We start from the raw sequence: 16772 nt of genomic DNA, 5'->3' as shown, positions 1-16772 counted from the left end.
CGTGGGACGGCTGGGTCCTCAGCATCGGTGCACAACCATTGGCCATCGTTGAGGGTCAAGTGACATGAAGCAGTGGTGAATTCCGCCGGACATTCGCCCATCGGGCAGTCGTCCGTCCGCTTGGACATTCGCCCAGCCGACCTCCGATCGAAGGAACCCCAGGAAGCCATATGTCGCGAGCAAGCCGTCGAGTACGACTCACCGCACCTCTGATCGCCACGTTCCTGCTGACGGGCGGGTTCACCGCCTGGTCCCTCGGGCAGGGCCAGGCCGAGGCCGCCGCCCCCACCGCCAAGAAGGCCGCCGCCAAGGCCTCCGACGACTTCAACGGCGACGGGTACGCCGATCTGGTGGTCGGCGCTCCCGGCGCCACCGTCTCCGGCAAGAAGCAGGCCGGGTACGTCGCGGTGACGTACGGCACGAAGAACGGTCTCGACCCGGCCCAGAAGAAGATCATCAGCCGCTCGACCAGCGGTGTCCCCGGCGCCGCCGCCACCAAGCAGGAGTTCGGCCGGTCCTTCACCAAGGGCGACCTCGACGGCGACGGCTTCACCGACCTGGTCATCGGCTCCGGCGGCCAGGCCGGCAGCGCGGGCGCGGTGGTCCTGTGGGGCTCCAAGTCCGGCCTGACCGGCGGCACGAAGATCGCCACCTACGGGTTCCGCCCGCAGGCGGGCGACTTCGACGGCGACGGCAAGACCGACCTGGCCCTGTTCGCCGGAGTCGCCTACCACGGCGACGACCCGGTCGGCCAGAAGGCGAAGCTCTGGAAGGGCCCGCTCACCCGCACCGGCACCCCCGCGGGCACGCTCGACTTCATGGAGAAGTCGCAGTGGTCGAGCTATGACGACGACGAGCGCCCGAGCCCGGCCTGCATCCAGAACCCCGACGTCTGCGTGGACGGCCCCAGCTCCGTCAAGGGCCCGGTCATCCCCCAGGCCGTCGGCGACATCAACGGCGACGGCCGCGCCGACATCGCCATGAACGACTACTACGGCGACGGCTCGTGGGGCAACAGCGTCCTCTACGGCAGCCCCAAGGGCTTCACCCGGGGCGACGCCCCCGGCTCGCGCGGCGCCGTCGCGGTCGGCGACATCAACGGCGACAAGTACGACGACTTCGTGTCCGGCAACACCGAGGACGAGGCGAACAAGGTCACGGTCGCCTACGGCTCCGCGAACGGACTGAAGGACGGCGTCCAGAAGTTCGACCAGGACCTGCCCGGCGTGCCCGGCGCCGAGGAGGAGGGCGATCAGTTCGGCGCCGCCCTCTCCGTCGGCGACGTCACCGGCGACGGCTACGCCGACGTCGCGCTCGGCGTCCCCGGCGAGGACGTGGGCAGCGTCACCGACGCGGGCTCGGTCGTCCTCGTGCGCGGCAGCGCCTCCGGCGTGACCGGTACCGGCGCGCAGGTCTTCCACCAGAACACGGCGGGCGTCCCCGGGGTCGCCGAGAAGAACGACCAGTTCGGCGCCGCCACCGCCCTCCTCGACGTCAACGGCGACGGCCGCAAGGACCTGGCCGCCTCCTCCGTCCACGAGAACGCCGACGCGGGTGCCCTGTGGTCCCTGCGCGGCACCTCCACGGGCCTGACCGTCACGAACGCCGTGGCCTTCGGACCCAAGGACCTCGCGGCGCCGTCCGTCGCGGCGCTCTTCGGCAGCGAACTGCGCTGACCCGACGGCCGCCGACCCGGCGGCTCAGGGGCGGGGAGGGTGCGCTCGGCACACGCCGTGCGCACCCTCCCCGCCCCGTCGTCGTTCCTGCCCCGTCGTCGTTCCAGTCCCGTTGTGGGTCCTGTCCCGTGGTGGTTCCTGCCGCTCCGCCTCAGCGGCCGATCACCGGATAGTGGTCGGACAGGTTGTCATACGTGTACTCCTTGCCCCAGCTCGACACCTTCCAGGGCGTGGTGGTCTCCTTCACCACGTCGTTGCTCCAGTTCGCGGGACGGGCGTGGCCCTCGCGGTGCAGCACGTAGTCGAGGTCCTCGCGCGGGTCGTCCGGGTAGCGCTCGGAGGCTATCGAGTTGTCCTTCGTGTCGAAGGAGTACGCGTGGCCGGTGCGGGCGTCGGCGGGGGCGAGCCCGGCGTCGGTGAGCATCGAGGCGTACTCGTCGCTGTGCCGGTCCACGTTGAAGTCGCCCGCCACCAGGACCTGCTCGTTCGCGGGGATCTTCTTGGCGTCGAGGAAGGCGTCGAGTTCCTTGAACTGCGCGGCGCGGGTCCGGGCCGCCTGGCCCGCGGCGCACCCGGGGTCGGTGGACTGGGCGTGGGTGCCCACGACGTGCACCTTGGTGCCGTTCACGTCCAGGACGCTGTAGACGAAGCCCTTGTTGGAGAACCAGTCCCCGCCGCAGGCGTCCTTGTAGACGTACTGCTCCTTGCGCAGGATCGGCCACTTGCTGAGGACGGTCACGCCGCCGTCCTCCGGGGTCGTCGCGGAGTAGGCGCCACCGGTGGCGTCCCAGCCGCTCTTGGACCGGCCCATCACCGGCGTCTGGTGCGGGTAGGCGGCCTTCGCGTTCGCCTGGAGCGCGTCGGAGGCGGAGTTGTCGAAGGCCTCCTGGAGGACGACGACGTCGTTGCCCTGGAAGAACCCGGCGGCCGGGATCGCCTTGGCGCGGTGGTCCTGGCCCCAGTTCGGGTACAGCGTCTTGCTGAACAGGAAGGCGTTGTACGTGAGCACCTTCAGCTGCGGGGTTTCCGCCGCCGACGCGGTGGGGGCCGTGGCCACCAGCGTCGCCGTCGCGGCCAGCGCCACGGCGGTGGCGCCGACCGTGTACGTACGCGGCGTGGAGTGGGGCATGAGGGTTCTCCCTGTGGGGGTGGGGGACCGGTCCGCGAGGGCGACACCGGCGCCGTCATCCAAGGCAGCGCCGGTTACGCCCAGGTGGCGTGCATGTGTTGATCACTTGACGTGTCGTCACAACTTCCACACCTGGAGCGTCCGTCGCTCTCCGTCGGGCCCCGCGCGTCAGGAGTCGTGGCGCAGCCGGTCGCGCTGGATCTGGCAGGCGAGGGCGCGGCGCACGGAGGCCGGGGCGGCGGCCGTGGTGGCGGGGGCCGTGCGCACGGGGACGTCGAGGCCGCGGCTGATCCTGTCGTAGGCGTCGCGGAAGGCGCGGGGCAGCCCGGGGTCGCGCCGCCTCAGGTCCTCCTCGACGAGGCGCCGCAACTCGTCGACGTGCTGCGGCGTGAAGCGCTTCTTGCCCCGGGCGACGGCGTGGACGTGGCGGGCGCAGTGGGCCACGTCCGGTGACCTCTCGACGATCTCCTCGGCCAGGCCCCACAGGCGCCCTTCGAGCCACGGGACGTCGTGCTGGTCGAGGGAGAGGTCCGGCGGGGGCGGCGTCTCGTCCTGCCTGTACTTGGCCACCTGCTTGGACACCGCGGGCTGACTCATCTCGGTGAGCCGGGCGATCCTGTCCTGGGTCCAGCCGAAGCGGACGAACACCTTGATCATCTCGGCGCGCAGCGCGCGCATCTCCTCGCCCGCGCGGATGACCTCGTTCATGGAGGCGAGCATCCGCTCGGCCTGTTCCTCGGTCAGCGTTCCCGTCGGCTCCCCGGTCGGTGACCCGGGGCTTCGCCGCTCACTCTCTTCGCGTGCCACAACCCGGTTATACACCTGTCGGCACAGGGCGTCATAACCGGGTTGTATAACCAGGTTATGGGTGGCAGTATCCGGGCCATGCCCACCTTCTGCGCACCCGACGGAACCCGGCTCGCCTACCGCGAGACCGGCCGCGGCGCCCCGCTCGTCTGCGTCCCCGGCGGCCCGGCGGACTCCGCCTACCTCGGCGACCTCGGCGGCCTGTCCGCGCATCGCAAGCTGATCGTCCTCGACCTGCGCGGCACCGGCCGCTCCGAGCTGCCCGAGGACGCGTCCTCCTACCGCTGCGACCGCCTCGTGGACGACGTCGAGGCGCTGCGCGCCCACCTCGGCCTGCCCGAGATCGACCTGCTCGGCCACTCCGCCGGCGCGAACATCGCCACCCAGTACGCGGCCCGCCACCCCGCCCGCGTCGGCAGGCTCGCCCTCATCGCCCCCGGCTCCCGGGCCGTCGGCATCGCGGTCACGGGGGAGGAGCGCCGCGCGCTCGCACGGAGCCGTGAGGGTGAGCCGTGGTTCCCGGCCGCGTACGCCGCCCTGGAAGCGATCACCCGGGGCACGGGCGGCGACTGGGATGCCCTCGCGCCCTTCTTCTACGGCCGCTGGGACGAGGAGACCGCCCGGCACCACACGGCCGGACAACCGGCCAACGACGAGGCCGTCGCCCGCTTCGGGGCCGAGGGAGCCTTCACCCCGGAAGCCACCCGCGCGGCGCTCACCGCGCTCGCGGCGCCCGTCCTGCTGCTCGCCGGAGAGTTCGACCTGAACAGCCCGCCCGCGCCGACGGCGGAGTTCGCCGGACTGTTCCCCCACGCCACCTGCGTCGTGCAGCCCGGGGCGGCGCACTACCCCTGGCTGGACGACGCCGACCGGTTCGTGGCGGCCACCGCGGCGTTCCTGGGCTGACGGGGCCGCCTGGGGGATTCCCGGGTCGAGCGCCCACGGGGACCACGTGCCGTGGGCCGCTCAGGTCGCCGGTGCCGTCCCGCGACAGTGCGCGGGGTCGTGCTCGCCGCCCCGCGACAGCCACGCGTGCAGACAGCACGCCGCGTTCAGTTCGGTCCAGCCGCGGCTGACCTCCTTGAACAGGGACGGCGCGAACGGGGGCTCCGGGCTGGGGCGCGCGGCGAGTTCGGCGCGCTGCGCGAGCGCCCGTGCGCAGCGCTGGGCGGCGCGCTCGCGCCGGGCCCGGGCGGCAAGGAGTCCGGCCCCGTGCACGAGGCCGACGGCGGGGAGCCAGGCGTGGGACTGTGCGGCGTACACGGCGCTCACGGTGAACAGAGCGGCGCCCGCAGCCAAGGCGCGGTGGTCGGTCATCAACGTCTCCAGTGCGGGGTGGGGGGGTGCGGAGTGCGGGATGTGAGGCGGACAGGGCACGGTCGTTCCGCGGAGGTGTCGACGAGTCCGCGGCCGTCGCGCGTCGCCCCGCGTCACCCCGAGGCGGCGATCTGCCCGGCCGGGCGCGCCCGGCACCGCTGCCGCGGCCGGAGAACGTCCCTACCGCGCCGCCATCCTTATGCCCCGGTCTGCCGTATTGACGCAGCGACTCGTTGAAGTCGCACCTTGTTCGGGGCGATTCGTCGCGACGGCGCGCGCGGAGGGGCGCGGTCGACCCCGAGCGCCCGCCGTCGGGCCGAAGCAGCTGTATCCACACCCGTGGCCATAGCCCGCGGCCCCTGCCGCCGCCCCTTCCGCTTCCTGCTCCCCACGCTGTGAACTCCCCTTCCGCGCATTGTGAAGCGAATCACACCGTCGACCTGTCACGGTTTTCCGGCGCGAGGTGTCTCGATGGGCGTCCGACGAGAGGAGCAGGGTGTGATGCGCAAGTGTCGACGCGTACGTGTGCCGGGGGTGGGCCGTGGCTGAGGACGCCTTCACCGAGCACCGGCCGCTGCTGTTCACCATCGCCTACGAGATGCTGGGCAGCGCCACCGACGCCGAGGACGTGCTGCAGGAGAGCTATCTGCGGTGGCGCGCGGTCGATCCGGCCACGGTCGAGCATCCGCGCGCCTACCTGGTCCGCATCGTGACCCGGCAGTCCCTCAACCATCTGCGCGCGGCCAAGGCGCGGCGCGAGGACTACGTCGGCTCCTGGCTGCCCGAGCCGATCCGGACCGAGCCCGGCGTCAGCGACGACGCGATCCTCGCCGAGTCGGTGTCGATGGCCATGATGCTGGTCCTGGAGACCCTGAACCCCACCGAGCGCGCCGTGTTCGTGCTGCACGACGTGTTCGGCTACACGCACGGCGAGGTCGCCGCCTCGATCGGCAAGACCGAGGTCACCGTCCGGCAGATCGCCCACCGCGCCCGCCGCCACGTGCACGCGCGCCGCCGCCGCTTCGAGCCCGACTCGGACGCGGGCCGGGAGATCGTCCAGCGGTTCCTGTTCGCGGCGTCGACCGGCGAAGTGCAGGCGCTGATGGACCTGTTGGCGCCCGACGTCGTACAGATCTCCGACGGCGGCGGGAAGGTCGTCGCCGCCCGCCGCCCGATCGTCGGCAGCGCCGAGGTCGCCCGGTTCGTCCTCGGCGTGATCAAGACCACCACCGAGGCGACCCAGGTCGAGTACGCCACGTACAACGGCATGCCCGCGGCACGGTTCGTCACCGACGGGGAACTGGACTGGCTGGTCGCCTTCGAGATCCACGACGGCCGCATCGCCGGCCTCTACGGCATGCGCAACCCGGACAAGCTGCACCGCGCAGAGACAGTGCTCCCGCTCGACAGAGGAGGCAACTAACCGTGGAAACCATGATCGTTGAACGCGTCGTCGCCGCACCCGTCGAGGAAGTCTTCGACTGGCTCACCACGACCACCAACTACACGCGCTCCCCCCTGGTGGTCCGCTGCCGCCTCGACCGCCCCGGCGAGTCCGCGCCCTACGGCGTCGGCGCGGTGCGCAACCACCTGTGGCTGATCGGCTGGTTCCGGGAGCGCATCACCCACTACGACCCGCCGTACGCCACCGAGTACGTGGTCGACCGCAGCTTCCCGCCGTCCCGGCACGAACTCGGCCGGATGACGTTCGAGGAGGTCGAGGGCGGCACGCTGGTGCGCTGGACCACCCGCGCGGAGATCCCCGTCCCGCTGCTCGGCGGCTTCCTCACGCGCCGCGTCGCGCGACCGATCATCACCCGCACCTTCGGCAACATCCTGGACGCGGCCAACAGCGCGCTGTCCAGGCCTCGGGCCTCGGCTGCCAAGTGAGTCCTGGTTCGCACGAGCCCTTGGCCCCGAAGAGCCGTCGGCACGGGTGGGGAAGCCGTCGGGAACCCCACCCGTGCTCGCGGTGACGCCTGCTCCGGGCGGCCGCAGGGTGGCGCCAGGCCGAGCGTCAGTCCAGGCTCAACCCCCCAGGGGCCGATATGCCGAGTCGGTACGGTTCAATGCCCAACCCCCGCCACCGGAGCGGCAGTTCAGCGTGGTGTCGGCTGTGCGTGACGCGTTGGTGCCAGTGTTGAAGTTGGCGTTGGGAGTGTTGGGCAGGAGGCCCATGTAGTACTGCCCGCTCGAAGTCCACACGCACTGATGCAGGTTGAGGTACCGGTTGTCGGCCAGGTCGAACGCCTTGACGGCGGAGTTGGCCGGGAGCAACCGCCAGCCGCCCCCACCAGGGCCACAGTTCAGCTCTGTGTCGGCCGTGTTGGAGACGTTGGTGCCGGTGTTGAAGTTGACGTTCGGGGTGTTCGGGAGCACGGCTGTGTAGTGCTGCCCGGCATTGAAGTACACGCACTGATGCACGTTCAGATACCGACCAGCGGCCAGGTCGAACGCCTTCACCGCGGAATTGGCGGGCGCAGGCCTCCAGCCCCCGCCCCCGGGACCGCAGGAAAGCACGCTGTCCGGCGTGTTGGAAACGTTCGTTCCCGTGTTGAAGGCGGAATTCGCCGTGTTCGGCAGCACGTTCGTGTAGTGCCCGCCACTACCGACGTACACGCACTGGTGGAGATTCAGATAACGCTCGGCTGGCCGTGCCCCTGACTGCTCTGCCGCAGCGGTGCTTCCCAGGGTAAGGCCGATGGCTCCTGCAACTGCTGCCGCGACAACGGAAAACCTGTGCATGGCACGTTCCTCTCGAACCGATGACGCCGCCGGTCAAGGCATGTGCTCACCAAGCTAGTGATGCGGGGCGTGGAGGGTGCGCGAGCACGCTTGAGGTACCTCGTATGGCCTAGCGGCCCGGATGCCGGTTGTGGCACCCCGCTGCCGCGTCGGCGAGCCGACCAGCAGCGCGGGCGCGAAGTGCACGCGGATTCCAAACATGTGCCATCTCCGGGATGCCGTCGCGGGAGGACCGTTCCGTTCGTGCGGCCGCGGAGGTCAAGGTCGCTGTCTTCGGTCTCGACACGTACCTGCGACTTGACGACCGGGCGTATGGCGAGGGCGGAGAGAAGCGAACGGAGTTGCTGCGCACAGCCCTTACGCGTTCCGCCACCCGGCCCGACAGCGCAGTGTTCCTGGGGGGACACGCTCGCTGACGTTGAGGGAGGGCTGGACTCCGGAGTCCGGATGGTCGCCGTAGCCATGGGGCGCACCTCGGCCGACGAACTGCGCGACGCTGGTGCCGACGCTGTCCTCCCAAAGGGGTTGGGTTGTGAGCCATGCCCTCAAGTGAATGCAGTATGTGCTTTAAGGAGTACGGCGCGTGCAGAACAGCACTCAACGACGCAGGCTCAGCACGGCAGTTGCCGGTCTCGTCGCCGCGGCAATTGTTGGCACGGGACTGTCTGGATCGGCAGTTGCTGCCGACCGTGTCCACGAGGACGCGGCGCGGGCTTCGATATCCGCTGTTGTGATGCAGGCTCGGACCGGCGCCGCGTCCCCAGATGTTGACCCCATGCTGGCCGGAGTCAGCGATGAGGAAGGAGAGGCGGCGGTCAAGCGCGCTTTCGACCTCATCGCTTCGATCCCTGAGCCGCTGATCAAGAGAGTCGAAGCTGGCGACAAGGATGCGCTCCGTGAGGTCAGCGACTTCCTGAACCAGAAGCAGCATGCTCAGGGCGCGTTAGTGGCGTTCGGTTGGTTCGGATGTGCGGCCGGGGTGGCGAAGTTCGCGGCCGAGAACGGAATCGGCATCGCCAAGGCGTGGAAGCTCGTCAAGAAAGGCAAAAAGGCATGGAAGGCCGTCTGGTCGTTCATCAAGCACCGTACCGTTCCAAAGGGCCTTGACGATGACATCGTGAACCTCATCGTCAACTCCACGGGGCTCCCCGATCTGGCCCATGCGTGCATGTAGAAACAGTAGGGAAGACCACCCATGAAGCAGAACCTGGACTCATCCGCGCGGGATTCGACCGACGACGAGCTCGGCAACTTGGGCAGCGGTGTTCTCTCCACTCTTACGTTCCTGCTCGTTGCGTACATCCCGGCCACCTTCATCGGCGAACTCTTCGGCAACCGAGGCCTGCCCGCGTCACCCTGGTTGATCGCCCCGGCCGTGGCGTTCGTAGTAGCCGTGCTGATGTCGGTTCAGTCATGTCTTGAGAGCCGTTCGTGGTGGGGACGGGTCGACGACGTGTGGGGCGCGCTCTTGCTGGGCCTGACCGTCGTGGCTCCGATCGTCGTCGCGGTGGCGTGGCCAATGCCTCTGTGGCCGGGGCTGCCGCCATTGGTTCCCACGGTGCTGTCTTTCGTGCCCATCGTGTTCGCCTGGTGGTGCGTCAAGCAGTGGCATCGACATCTGGCGAAGCAACAGCGGCCTGAGTTCGGTCCGTTCAAGCCTGTTCCGCGAATCAACAAGCCGGAATCCGGAGAGCAGGACTAAGAGGTCCGCACCCACGGACACCAGCGGGGGCGCCCGGTGACCTACCCGGCGCCCTGGCTGACGGCCGCACGTCCGACAGGAACGACCCGCCCCCGGTCCAGCGTCACGATCTCGTCGGCCGCCGCGAGGCCCGAGTGTTCGTGGGTGATCAGGAGCGTGGTGCGGCCCCGGGTGGCGTCGAGGATGTCGGCGAGTACGGCGGTCGCCGTGGTCGGGTCGAGGCCCTCCGTGGGCTCGTCGAGGACGAGGACGGGAGGGTCGGCGAGCAGTGCGCGGGCCAGGAGCAGGCGGCTGCGCTGGCCGCCGGACATCGTGGCGCCGTCTCCGCCGACGAGGGTGTCCCAGCGGTCGGGCAGTGAGTCGATCCAGTCCAGGATGCGGGCCCTGCGCGCCGCGTCGAGGAGGTCGGCGTCCGTGGCGTCGGGGCGGGCCAATGTCAGGTTGGCACGGATCGTGGTGTGGAAGACGTGGGCGTCCTGGGTCACGCCGGTGATCACGGTGCGCGCCTCGGCGCCCGCGCAGTCCCGCAGTTCGCGCCCGCCGACACGGATGGACCCGGCTTCGTACGGGACGAACCGCATGAGCGCCGCGATGAGCGTCGACTTCCCCGATCCGCTGGCGCCGAGCAGGACGACACGGCGGCCGGGCGGCAGCCGGAGGCTCACCCCGTCCAGAGCGAGGGGGCCGCCGGGGCGGTGCCGCACCCGCAGTCCGGTGACGTCCACCCCTGGCGGCTCGGTGACGGCGAGCGGGGCCGGGGCGGGCGGGTCGGCGACGGGCGGCGGTGTGTCGAGGAGGTCGGCAAGACGGCGGGCCGAGACCCGTACCGCGGCGAGGTGGCGGGCCGCCGTGGGCAGTGGCGCCAGGGCGTCGAAGGAGACCAGCGCCAGGACCGCGAGGACGGTGAGGTGCGTGGCGGGCAGCGCGCCGTCCGCGTGCGCACGCACCGCGAGCCAGGTGACGCCGACCGTCGCCCCGCCCTGGAGCAGAAGGATCACGGCCGAGGCGAGCGAGGTCGTGAGCGCATGGTGGCGTTCGAGTGCGGCGATGCGCGCGGAGGCGCTGCGGGCCCGCTCCTCCGCTCGGCCTCGTGCGCCGTACGCGGCGAGGTCCGCCGCTCCTCGCGTCAAGTCGACGGAGTGCGCGACGAGTTCGGCCCTCGTCTGCTTCTCCGCGTGACCTGCGTGGCGGGAGAGAGCAAGCACCAGGGCGGGTACGAGGACGCCCGCCACGGCCAGGAGCACTCCCAGTAGGACGCCTGCCTGCGGCAGCAGCACCGCGGCCAGGCCGGTGGCGGTCACCGAGACCGCGCACGCGGCCACCGCCGGGAACAGCACCCGAAGGAGCAGGTCCTGCGCGGCGCCCACGTCGTCGACGAGACGGGTCAGCAGGTCGCCGCCCCGGAACGCGGGGGTGCCCGCAGGTGCGAGCGGCACCAGCGCCTCGTACACCCGGGTCCGGAATCCCGCGACGGCCCGCAGTACCGCGTCGTGGCCGAGCAGCCGGTCGGTGTAGCGCAGCGCCCCGCGTCCCAGGGCCAGGGCCCGTACGGCGACGATCGCGAGGGCGACCGAGGCGAGCGGCGGCTGCTCGGCGGCCCGGGTGATGAGCCAGGCTGCCGTGCCCATCAGCGCGGCGGCGGCGAGATCGCTCCCGGCGGCGGCGAACGCGGCGGGCAGCAGCCTGCGCCAGTAGGGGAGGAGGTGGCGCAGGAGGCGGAGGGTGGGGTGGGGGTCATGGGCGGGTGCGGATGGCGTCGATGGCGTGGACACGGGTGCGGGGCTGGGGGTGAGCCCGGGGCCGGCGCCGGGTCCTGGTCCGGCGCCGCGGCCGGGTCCGGGGCCGCGGCCGGGTCCGGGGCTGCGGCCGGGTCCGGGGCCGCGGCCGGGTCCGGGTGTCGCGGCGGCGGTGGCCTCGGTGCGGGTGGTCATAAGGCCATCGGCCTTTCTGTGCAGGGGAGGTGAGGGACGGGTACGGGTGTGGGGATGTCGCCGGACGCCGATGTGCCCACCTGCCCGGACGTCGCTCGGGGCGGGCCGAGGGCGCCCCCTCGTACCGTGACGATCCGGTCCGCGTGGGGCAGCAGGCTCGTGCGGTGGGCGACCACGACCGCGGTGCGGCCGCGCATCAGGCCGACCGTGGCGCGCGTGACGGCGGCCTCGCTCTCCGGGTCGAGGTGGGCGGTCGGCTCGTCGAGGAGCAGGACGGGGGCGTCCTTGAGGAACGCGCGGGCCAGGGCGACGCGTTGGCGTTGTCCGGCGGAGAGCCCGGCGCCTTGTTCGCCGAGCACGGTGTCGTACGCCTCCGCCAGTTCCTCGATGAACACGTCGGCCGACGCGGCGCGGGCCGCGGCACGCACCTCCGCGTCGCTCGCGCCGGGCCGCCCGAGGCGGATGTTGTCCGCGACGGAGGCCGCGAACAGGTGCGGGCGCTGCGGCACCCACGCCACCTGCGCGCGCCACGCGTCGGCGTCGAGGTCCCCGAGGTCGATGCCGCCGACCTCGACCCGCCCCGACGCGGGCGTCACGAAGCCGAGGAGCAGCGCGAGCAGCGTGGACTTGCCCGCGCCGCTCGGCCCCACCAGTGCCACGTGTTCGCCGGGGCGGACGGCGAGGCAGACGTGCCGCAGGGCGGGCGCGGCACGGCCGGGGTGGTGGACCGTGACGTCGTCGAGGCGCAGGTGGGCCGTGCGGGCGTCGGGGGTGCGGGCGGTGCGCCCCGTGGGTGCGTCGGCCTGGTCGTCGAGAACGGCGAAGACCCGCTCGGCGACCGCGACGCCCTCGGCGCTGTCGTGGAAGGCCGCACCCAGGGCACGCAGCGGCAGATACGCCTCTGGCGCGAGGAACAGGACGACCAACGCCGTACGCAGGTCCAACTCACCGTGCAGCAGCCGCAGTCCGACCGGCACGGCGACCAGCGCCACGGAGAGGGTGGCGACCGTCTCCAGGACGAACGACGACAGGAACGCCACCCGCAGCGTCCGCATGGTGGCCCGCCGGTGGGCGTCCGCCATCTCGTCCACCACCCGTGCCTGATGCCGCTCCCGGCCGAACGCGCGCAGCGTCGGCAGCCCGGCAAGCACGTCCAGGAAGTGACCCCCGAGCCGCGCCAGCAACCGCCACTGCCGCGCGGTGCGCCGCGCGGTGTGCATGCCGACCAGCGCGCCGAAAACGGGGATCAGTGGCAGCGTCACGACGACGATCAGCGCCGACGTCCAGTCGGTCCACGCCAGCCAGCCGACGACCGTGAGGGGCACCACCGCGGTGGCGGCCATCGTGGGCAGGTAGCCGACGACGTACGGGTCCAGGGCGTCCAGGCCGCGGGTGAGCAGGGTGGCGGTCTCGCCGTGGCGGCGGGCCGCGAGCCGCAGGGGGTCGGCGTGCCGCAGTCGGCCGGTGATCCGGTCCCGCAGCGTGCGCTTGACGTCTGCGGCCACTCGCTGGGCGAGCGTCCCGCGGGCCCAGGTCAGCAGCGCGCGCAACGCCATGACGGTGCCCAGCGCTGCCAGCGGCTCGGCGTGGAGCCCGCGCCCGGCGAAACCGTCGGCGAGGACCGTCGCGAGGAGGACCGCCTGGGCGACGGTGAGCGCGGCGCCGAGGAGGGCCGTCGTCGTCGCGTACTTCATGTGGCGCCGCAGCAGGGGGAGTTCGCGTATCAGGCGGCGTTCGACGGGTTTCATGCCGGGGTGCCTCTCCTCGTGCTCCAGGGCTCAGAAGTAGCTGGGGTGGCGACGGCCGGTCCGGCCCCGGAAGGCCCACCAGCTCCAGGTCTGGTACGCGAGGATCACCGGGACGATCAGGACGCCGAACACGCTGAGGATCCTCAGCGTGGCGCCGTCGGTGACGGCCTGATCGACGGTCAGTCCCGCACCCGCCGAGCTGATCAGGACGTACGGAAAGTGGCCGGCCCCCACGAGCAGTACGGGCAGCGCGGTCGCGCAGCAGGTGGCCGCGAACGCCCGGACGTGCTGCCCCCTGGAGACCGACCACCAGGCCCCGGCGAGCGCCGCCGCGAAGAGGACGGCGATGACGGTCGAGGTCGCCTTGTTCGTCATCGAGGCCCCGGCGCCGAAGAGCGTGAGCAAAAGGGGCAGGGCGCCCATGAGGCCGACCCATCGCAGGAGAGCGAGACCCAAGTGCCTGGCCCTGGTGGCTAGTTCGGGGGTGGAGCGCAGTGCCACGAAGGCCGCCCCGTGCGCCGCGAAGAGCAGCGTCGTCGTCACCCCGCAGGCCAGCACGAACGGCGAGAAGACGTCGCCGAAGCCGATGTGGAAGCTGCCGTCCGCGCGCCGAGGCACCCCGCGCAGCAGCAGGCCGACGACCAGCCCCCAGCACAGCGCGGGCAGCGCGCCGCCGAACACGATCAGGGCGTCCCACCGGCGGCGGGCACGGGCACCGCGCGAGCGGCCGCGCAGCTGGATGGCGGCGTTGCCGAGGACCAGGCCGACGAGGATCGCCACGATCAGCGGGTAGAGGCCGGACAGGAGGGTGCCCTCCAGGTGCGGGAAGGCGCCGAACAGGACGCCGGTGAAGGCGACCAGCCAGACCTCGTTGCCGAGGAAGAACGGCGCGATGGCGTCGAGGGCGGCGTTCCGGTCGGCCTCTCGACCGCTTCTCTCGCCGACCTGTGGCCCGCCGGACTCTCTCCCGCCGAGGAGGGGATGCAGCATCTGTACGCCGTAGTCGTATCCGCCGAGTACGAAGTACCCGGCGAGCAGCAGGCCGAGGAGGGCCAGCCAGGCCGTCTCCAGACTCATCTCGCTCAACTTTCTTGAGAACACAGGTTTCAGAACACAGGCTTCAGAACACAGGGAGGTGCTGGATGGAGGGGGGAGTCAGACCACGGCTGCGCCCACGGGTTCGGCCTCCGCGGGGAGCGGTTCCGTGGCGCCGAGCTGCGTGGCGTCCGGGCCGCGACGGGCGAAGCGCGTGATGAGGGTCCAGTTCGTCACGGCCAGCGCGACGAAGACGGCGACGAACACGGAGCAGGACACGGCCAGCGAAACCGTACTGACGTGGGAGAGCGCGTCGTCGACCGTCAACTCGCCATACACCAGCCAGGGTTGGCGGCCCACCTCGCGGACGACCCAGCCGCCCGCGGAGGCGATGAAGGGGAACGGGACCGACGCGACGAGGACCCACAGGCAGGGACGCCAGCGCAGCAGCCGGTCCTTCCACAGCAGGATGACGGCGAGGAAGGTGATGGTCGACACGGTGTTGCCGATGACGGTCATCACGTCCATCGAGATCCGCATCGTGTCCTGCCAGGGCACGTAGTCGCCCGGTCCGTGCTCCCTGACGAGCCGCGCCTGCACCTCGGCGACGCCGCTGTTCCGGAGGACGGCTTCCTTCATGGGCTGGGTCCGCTCGATCACCGGCCGCTGGAGTTCACCGACGATGACGACGAAGAAGGAGGAGACCGCGGCCACCCAGAGGCCGAGCCGCAGGGAGCCGCGGAACAGCTCGGTCTCCTCGGTGCGGCGCAGGAAGTGATAGGCGCTGACCCCGGCGACGAAGACACCCCCCGTCGTCAGGGCGGCGAGTGCGATGTGGCCGAGCGCGACCAGGGCGCTGGAGTTGGTCAGCAGCGCCCCGAAGTCGGTCAAGTAGGCGGCACCGTCGCGTACTTCGTACCCGACGGGGTGCTGCATGAAGCCGTTGGCGATCAGGATCCAGTAGCCGGAGGCGTACGCCGTGAGGGCGACCAGCCAGATCAGCGTGATGTGCGGGCCCCGGCGCAGCCGCCCCCAGCCGAAGATCCACATGCCGAGGAAGGTGGACTCGGCGAAGAAGGCGATGAGGGTTTCGAGGGCCAGTGGGGCACCGAAGACATTGCCCGCGAACTTGCTGAGGCCGCTCCAGCTGAGTCCGAACTGGAACTCCATGACGAGGCCGGTGACGATGCCGACCGCGTAGTTGATGACGTAGAGCTGACCCCAGAAGCGCGTCATGCGCTCGCGGACGGCTCTCTTGGCGGGATCACGGGTGAACGCGGACCGGGTGTGCATGATCGCCACGAGGGGGACGAGCCCCATGGTGAGGATCACGAACAGCCAGTGGATGCCGGTCGTGGCCGCGAACTGGAGTCGGGCCAGCTCCGCAGCGCTCATGATGCGACCTTCCTGGGAGACGGGTGGACGGGTGGGCGAGTGGCCGGTGGGCGGCTGACATGGGAGGGGCCGCCGCTTCGCGTGTGCGGGTGCCGGGCGCCGTTGCCCGTCACCCGTGCGGTGACCCCACGAGCGACCGTAGGGAGAATCGCTTATGCGTTCCAAGACCGGTTTCGCCATGTAAAGATGACCGCAGAGGCATAAGTGAAGGTGGGCCGTGGATCTTCTGCAGTTGCGCTACTTCCAGGTGGTGGCGCGGTACGAGCACATCAGCCGCGCCGCCGAGGAGCTGCGCGTCGCCCAGCCCTCCCTGAGCCGCACCGTCGCGCGCCTGGAGGCCGAGCTCGGCTGCCCGCTCTTCGACCGGCAGGGGCGCCGCATCCGGCTCAACCAGTACGGCGCGATGTTCCTGCGCCACGTCGACCGCGCCCTCAGCGAGCTCGACGACGGCCGCAGGGCCCTGCGCGACGCCCGGGACACAGGGCTCGGCCGGGTGAGCGTCGCCTCCGAGACCCTGCTGACGATCACGCACGTCCTCGGCAGCTTCCGGGCCGCGCACCCGCGCGCCGACGTCCGGCTCTTCCAGTCGACGGCCCAGGAGATGGAACGCCAACTGCGCGCCGGAGAGGTCGACTTCTGCGTGGCCTCACAGCCGCTGACCGGCGCACACCTGGAGTCGACCGAGCTCGCCCGCGAGGAAGTCCTGCTCGCCGTCCCGCGCGGCCACTGGCTCGACGGACGCGAGAGCGTGACGATCCCCGAGATCGCCGACGAACCCTTCGTGACCACCCGCGTCGGCCACTGGCAACGCGCCCTCCTCGACCGGCTCTTCGCCTCCGAAGGGCTCGCGCCGACGCTGTCCTGCGAGGGCGACGAACCGGGCGCCAGCCAGGACATGATCAGCGCGGGTCTCGGCATCGGCCTCATCCCGGCGATCTCCCGTCAGGCCGGTACGGACTCGCACGTCCCGGTCGCCTGGGTGCACATGGACGCCGCCGACTGCCATCGGGTGCTCACCCTGGTGCGCAACCGCGACGCCTATCTGTCCGAAGCCGCCCTGAAGTTCCGTGAGTTCGTCACCAGCAGGCCGTTCATGACCCACCGCCTGCCCGACCCGCGCCGCGGGCGCACGCCCGGTCCGTCCTAGCGTCTGACGCGGACAGGATTCCGTCCTGGCGCCTGTCGCGGGCAGGATTCCGTCCTGGCCCGGTGCGCACTCCTCTGATACTGTCCAGCCCGCTGCCACAGCCCTGGTCCAGGACGTCGCGTGTCCCGCCGGGCGACAGT

The 16772-nt window shown here is 71.3% G+C and carries 15 protein-coding genes; 7 read left to right on the top strand and 8 right to left on the bottom strand.

Going from position 1 to position 16772, the window contains the following annotated elements; translation table 11 throughout:
* The first annotated feature begins 170 nt into the window (after nucleotides 1-170).
* Complete coding sequence (locus ACFVHO_RS26395) at nucleotides 171-1676, top strand: FG-GAP-like repeat-containing protein (RefSeq protein ID WP_385719381.1); 1506 nt, start codon at nucleotides 171-173, stop codon at nucleotides 1674-1676.
* A 151-nt stretch (nucleotides 1677-1827) separates the two neighbouring features.
* Here the strand turns inward: ACFVHO_RS26395 and sph are convergent, their stop codons facing one another.
* A complete protein-coding gene (gene sph / locus ACFVHO_RS26390) occupies nucleotides 1828-2805 on the bottom strand; it encodes a sphingomyelin phosphodiesterase (RefSeq protein WP_385719379.1) in 978 nt (325 codons plus the stop codon).
* Between the two features lie 168 nt (nucleotides 2806-2973).
* Nucleotides 2974-3612, bottom strand: a complete 639-nt coding sequence (locus ACFVHO_RS26385) for a sigma-70 family RNA polymerase sigma factor (protein WP_385719377.1) — start codon at nucleotides 3610-3612, stop codon at nucleotides 2974-2976.
* A 78-nt stretch (nucleotides 3613-3690) separates the two neighbouring features.
* Between ACFVHO_RS26385 and ACFVHO_RS26380 the strand changes: the two genes are divergently transcribed.
* A complete protein-coding gene (locus tag ACFVHO_RS26380; RefSeq protein WP_385719374.1) occupies nucleotides 3691-4518 on the top strand; it encodes an alpha/beta fold hydrolase in 828 nt (275 codons plus the stop codon).
* A 60-nt stretch (nucleotides 4519-4578) separates the two neighbouring features.
* Here ACFVHO_RS26380 and ACFVHO_RS26375 read toward each other — a convergent pair whose 3' ends face one another.
* On the bottom strand, nucleotides 4579-4929 hold the full coding sequence (locus tag ACFVHO_RS26375) for a hypothetical protein (RefSeq protein WP_385719371.1): 351 nt from the start codon (nucleotides 4927-4929) through the stop codon (nucleotides 4579-4581).
* 541 nt (nucleotides 4930-5470) lie between these two features.
* On the opposite strand from ACFVHO_RS26375, the gene ACFVHO_RS26370 reads away from it, so the two are divergent.
* Both ACFVHO_RS26370 and ACFVHO_RS26365 read left to right on the top strand, forming a co-directional pair.
* Nucleotides 5471-6352, top strand: a complete 882-nt coding sequence (locus ACFVHO_RS26370) for an RNA polymerase sigma-70 factor (protein WP_385719368.1) — start codon at nucleotides 5471-5473, stop codon at nucleotides 6350-6352.
* Between the two features lie 2 nt (nucleotides 6353-6354).
* A complete protein-coding gene (locus tag ACFVHO_RS26365) occupies nucleotides 6355-6819 on the top strand; it encodes an SRPBCC family protein (RefSeq protein ID WP_385719365.1) in 465 nt (154 codons plus the stop codon).
* 138 nt (nucleotides 6820-6957) lie between these two features.
* Here ACFVHO_RS26365 and ACFVHO_RS26360 read toward each other — a convergent pair whose 3' ends face one another.
* Complete coding sequence (locus ACFVHO_RS26360; protein WP_385719363.1) at nucleotides 6958-7674, bottom strand: hypothetical protein; 717 nt, start codon at nucleotides 7672-7674, stop codon at nucleotides 6958-6960.
* Nucleotides 7675-8257: 583 nt separating this feature from the next.
* On the opposite strand from ACFVHO_RS26360, the gene ACFVHO_RS26355 reads away from it, so the two are divergent.
* Together ACFVHO_RS26355 and ACFVHO_RS26350 are read left to right on the top strand one after the other, a co-directional pair.
* Nucleotides 8258-8848: a hypothetical protein gene (locus tag ACFVHO_RS26355; protein WP_385719360.1), complete on the top strand. Its 591-nt coding sequence runs from the start codon at nucleotides 8258-8260 to the stop codon at nucleotides 8846-8848.
* 21 nt (nucleotides 8849-8869) lie between these two features.
* Nucleotides 8870-9376: a hypothetical protein gene (locus ACFVHO_RS26350; protein ID WP_385719357.1), complete on the top strand. Its 507-nt coding sequence runs from the start codon at nucleotides 8870-8872 to the stop codon at nucleotides 9374-9376.
* A 41-nt stretch (nucleotides 9377-9417) separates the two neighbouring features.
* On the opposite strand, the gene cydC is transcribed toward ACFVHO_RS26350, so the two are convergent.
* From cydC to ACFVHO_RS26330, 4 genes are all read right to left on the bottom strand, one after another.
* Nucleotides 9418-11307, bottom strand: coding sequence for a thiol reductant ABC exporter subunit CydC (gene cydC / locus ACFVHO_RS26345; protein WP_385719354.1), 1890 nt, complete (start codon nucleotides 11305-11307; stop codon nucleotides 9418-9420).
* Nucleotides 11304-13055, bottom strand: a complete 1752-nt coding sequence (cydD, locus tag ACFVHO_RS26340) for a thiol reductant ABC exporter subunit CydD (protein ID WP_385719352.1) — start codon at nucleotides 13053-13055, stop codon at nucleotides 11304-11306. Before cydD ends, cydC begins: the two co-directional genes overlap by 4 nt.
* Before the next feature lie 30 nt (nucleotides 13056-13085).
* Nucleotides 13086-14132, bottom strand: a complete 1047-nt coding sequence (gene cydB / locus ACFVHO_RS26335) for a cytochrome d ubiquinol oxidase subunit II (RefSeq protein ID WP_385719349.1) — start codon at nucleotides 14130-14132, stop codon at nucleotides 13086-13088.
* 78 nt (nucleotides 14133-14210) lie between these two features.
* Nucleotides 14211-15485 carry a cytochrome ubiquinol oxidase subunit I gene (locus tag ACFVHO_RS26330; RefSeq protein ID WP_385719346.1) on the bottom strand — a complete coding sequence of 425 codons (1275 nt, stop codon included), beginning with the start codon at nucleotides 15483-15485 and terminating at the stop codon, nucleotides 14211-14213.
* A gap of 217 nt (nucleotides 15486-15702) precedes the next feature.
* Between ACFVHO_RS26330 and ACFVHO_RS26325 the strand changes: the two genes are divergently transcribed.
* Nucleotides 15703-16632 (top strand): LysR family transcriptional regulator, encoded by a 930-nt coding sequence (locus tag ACFVHO_RS26325; RefSeq protein ID WP_385719344.1) that lies wholly within the window; start codon nucleotides 15703-15705, stop codon nucleotides 16630-16632.
* Nucleotides 16633-16772 lie beyond the last annotated feature (140 nt).

This window comes from Streptomyces sp. NPDC127108, assembly GCF_042677545.1.
GTDB lineage: Bacteria > Actinomycetota > Actinomycetes > Streptomycetales > Streptomycetaceae > Streptomyces.
Note: the sequence above shows the minus strand (reverse complement) of the source record. Positions and strands in the feature narration are given on the sequence as shown.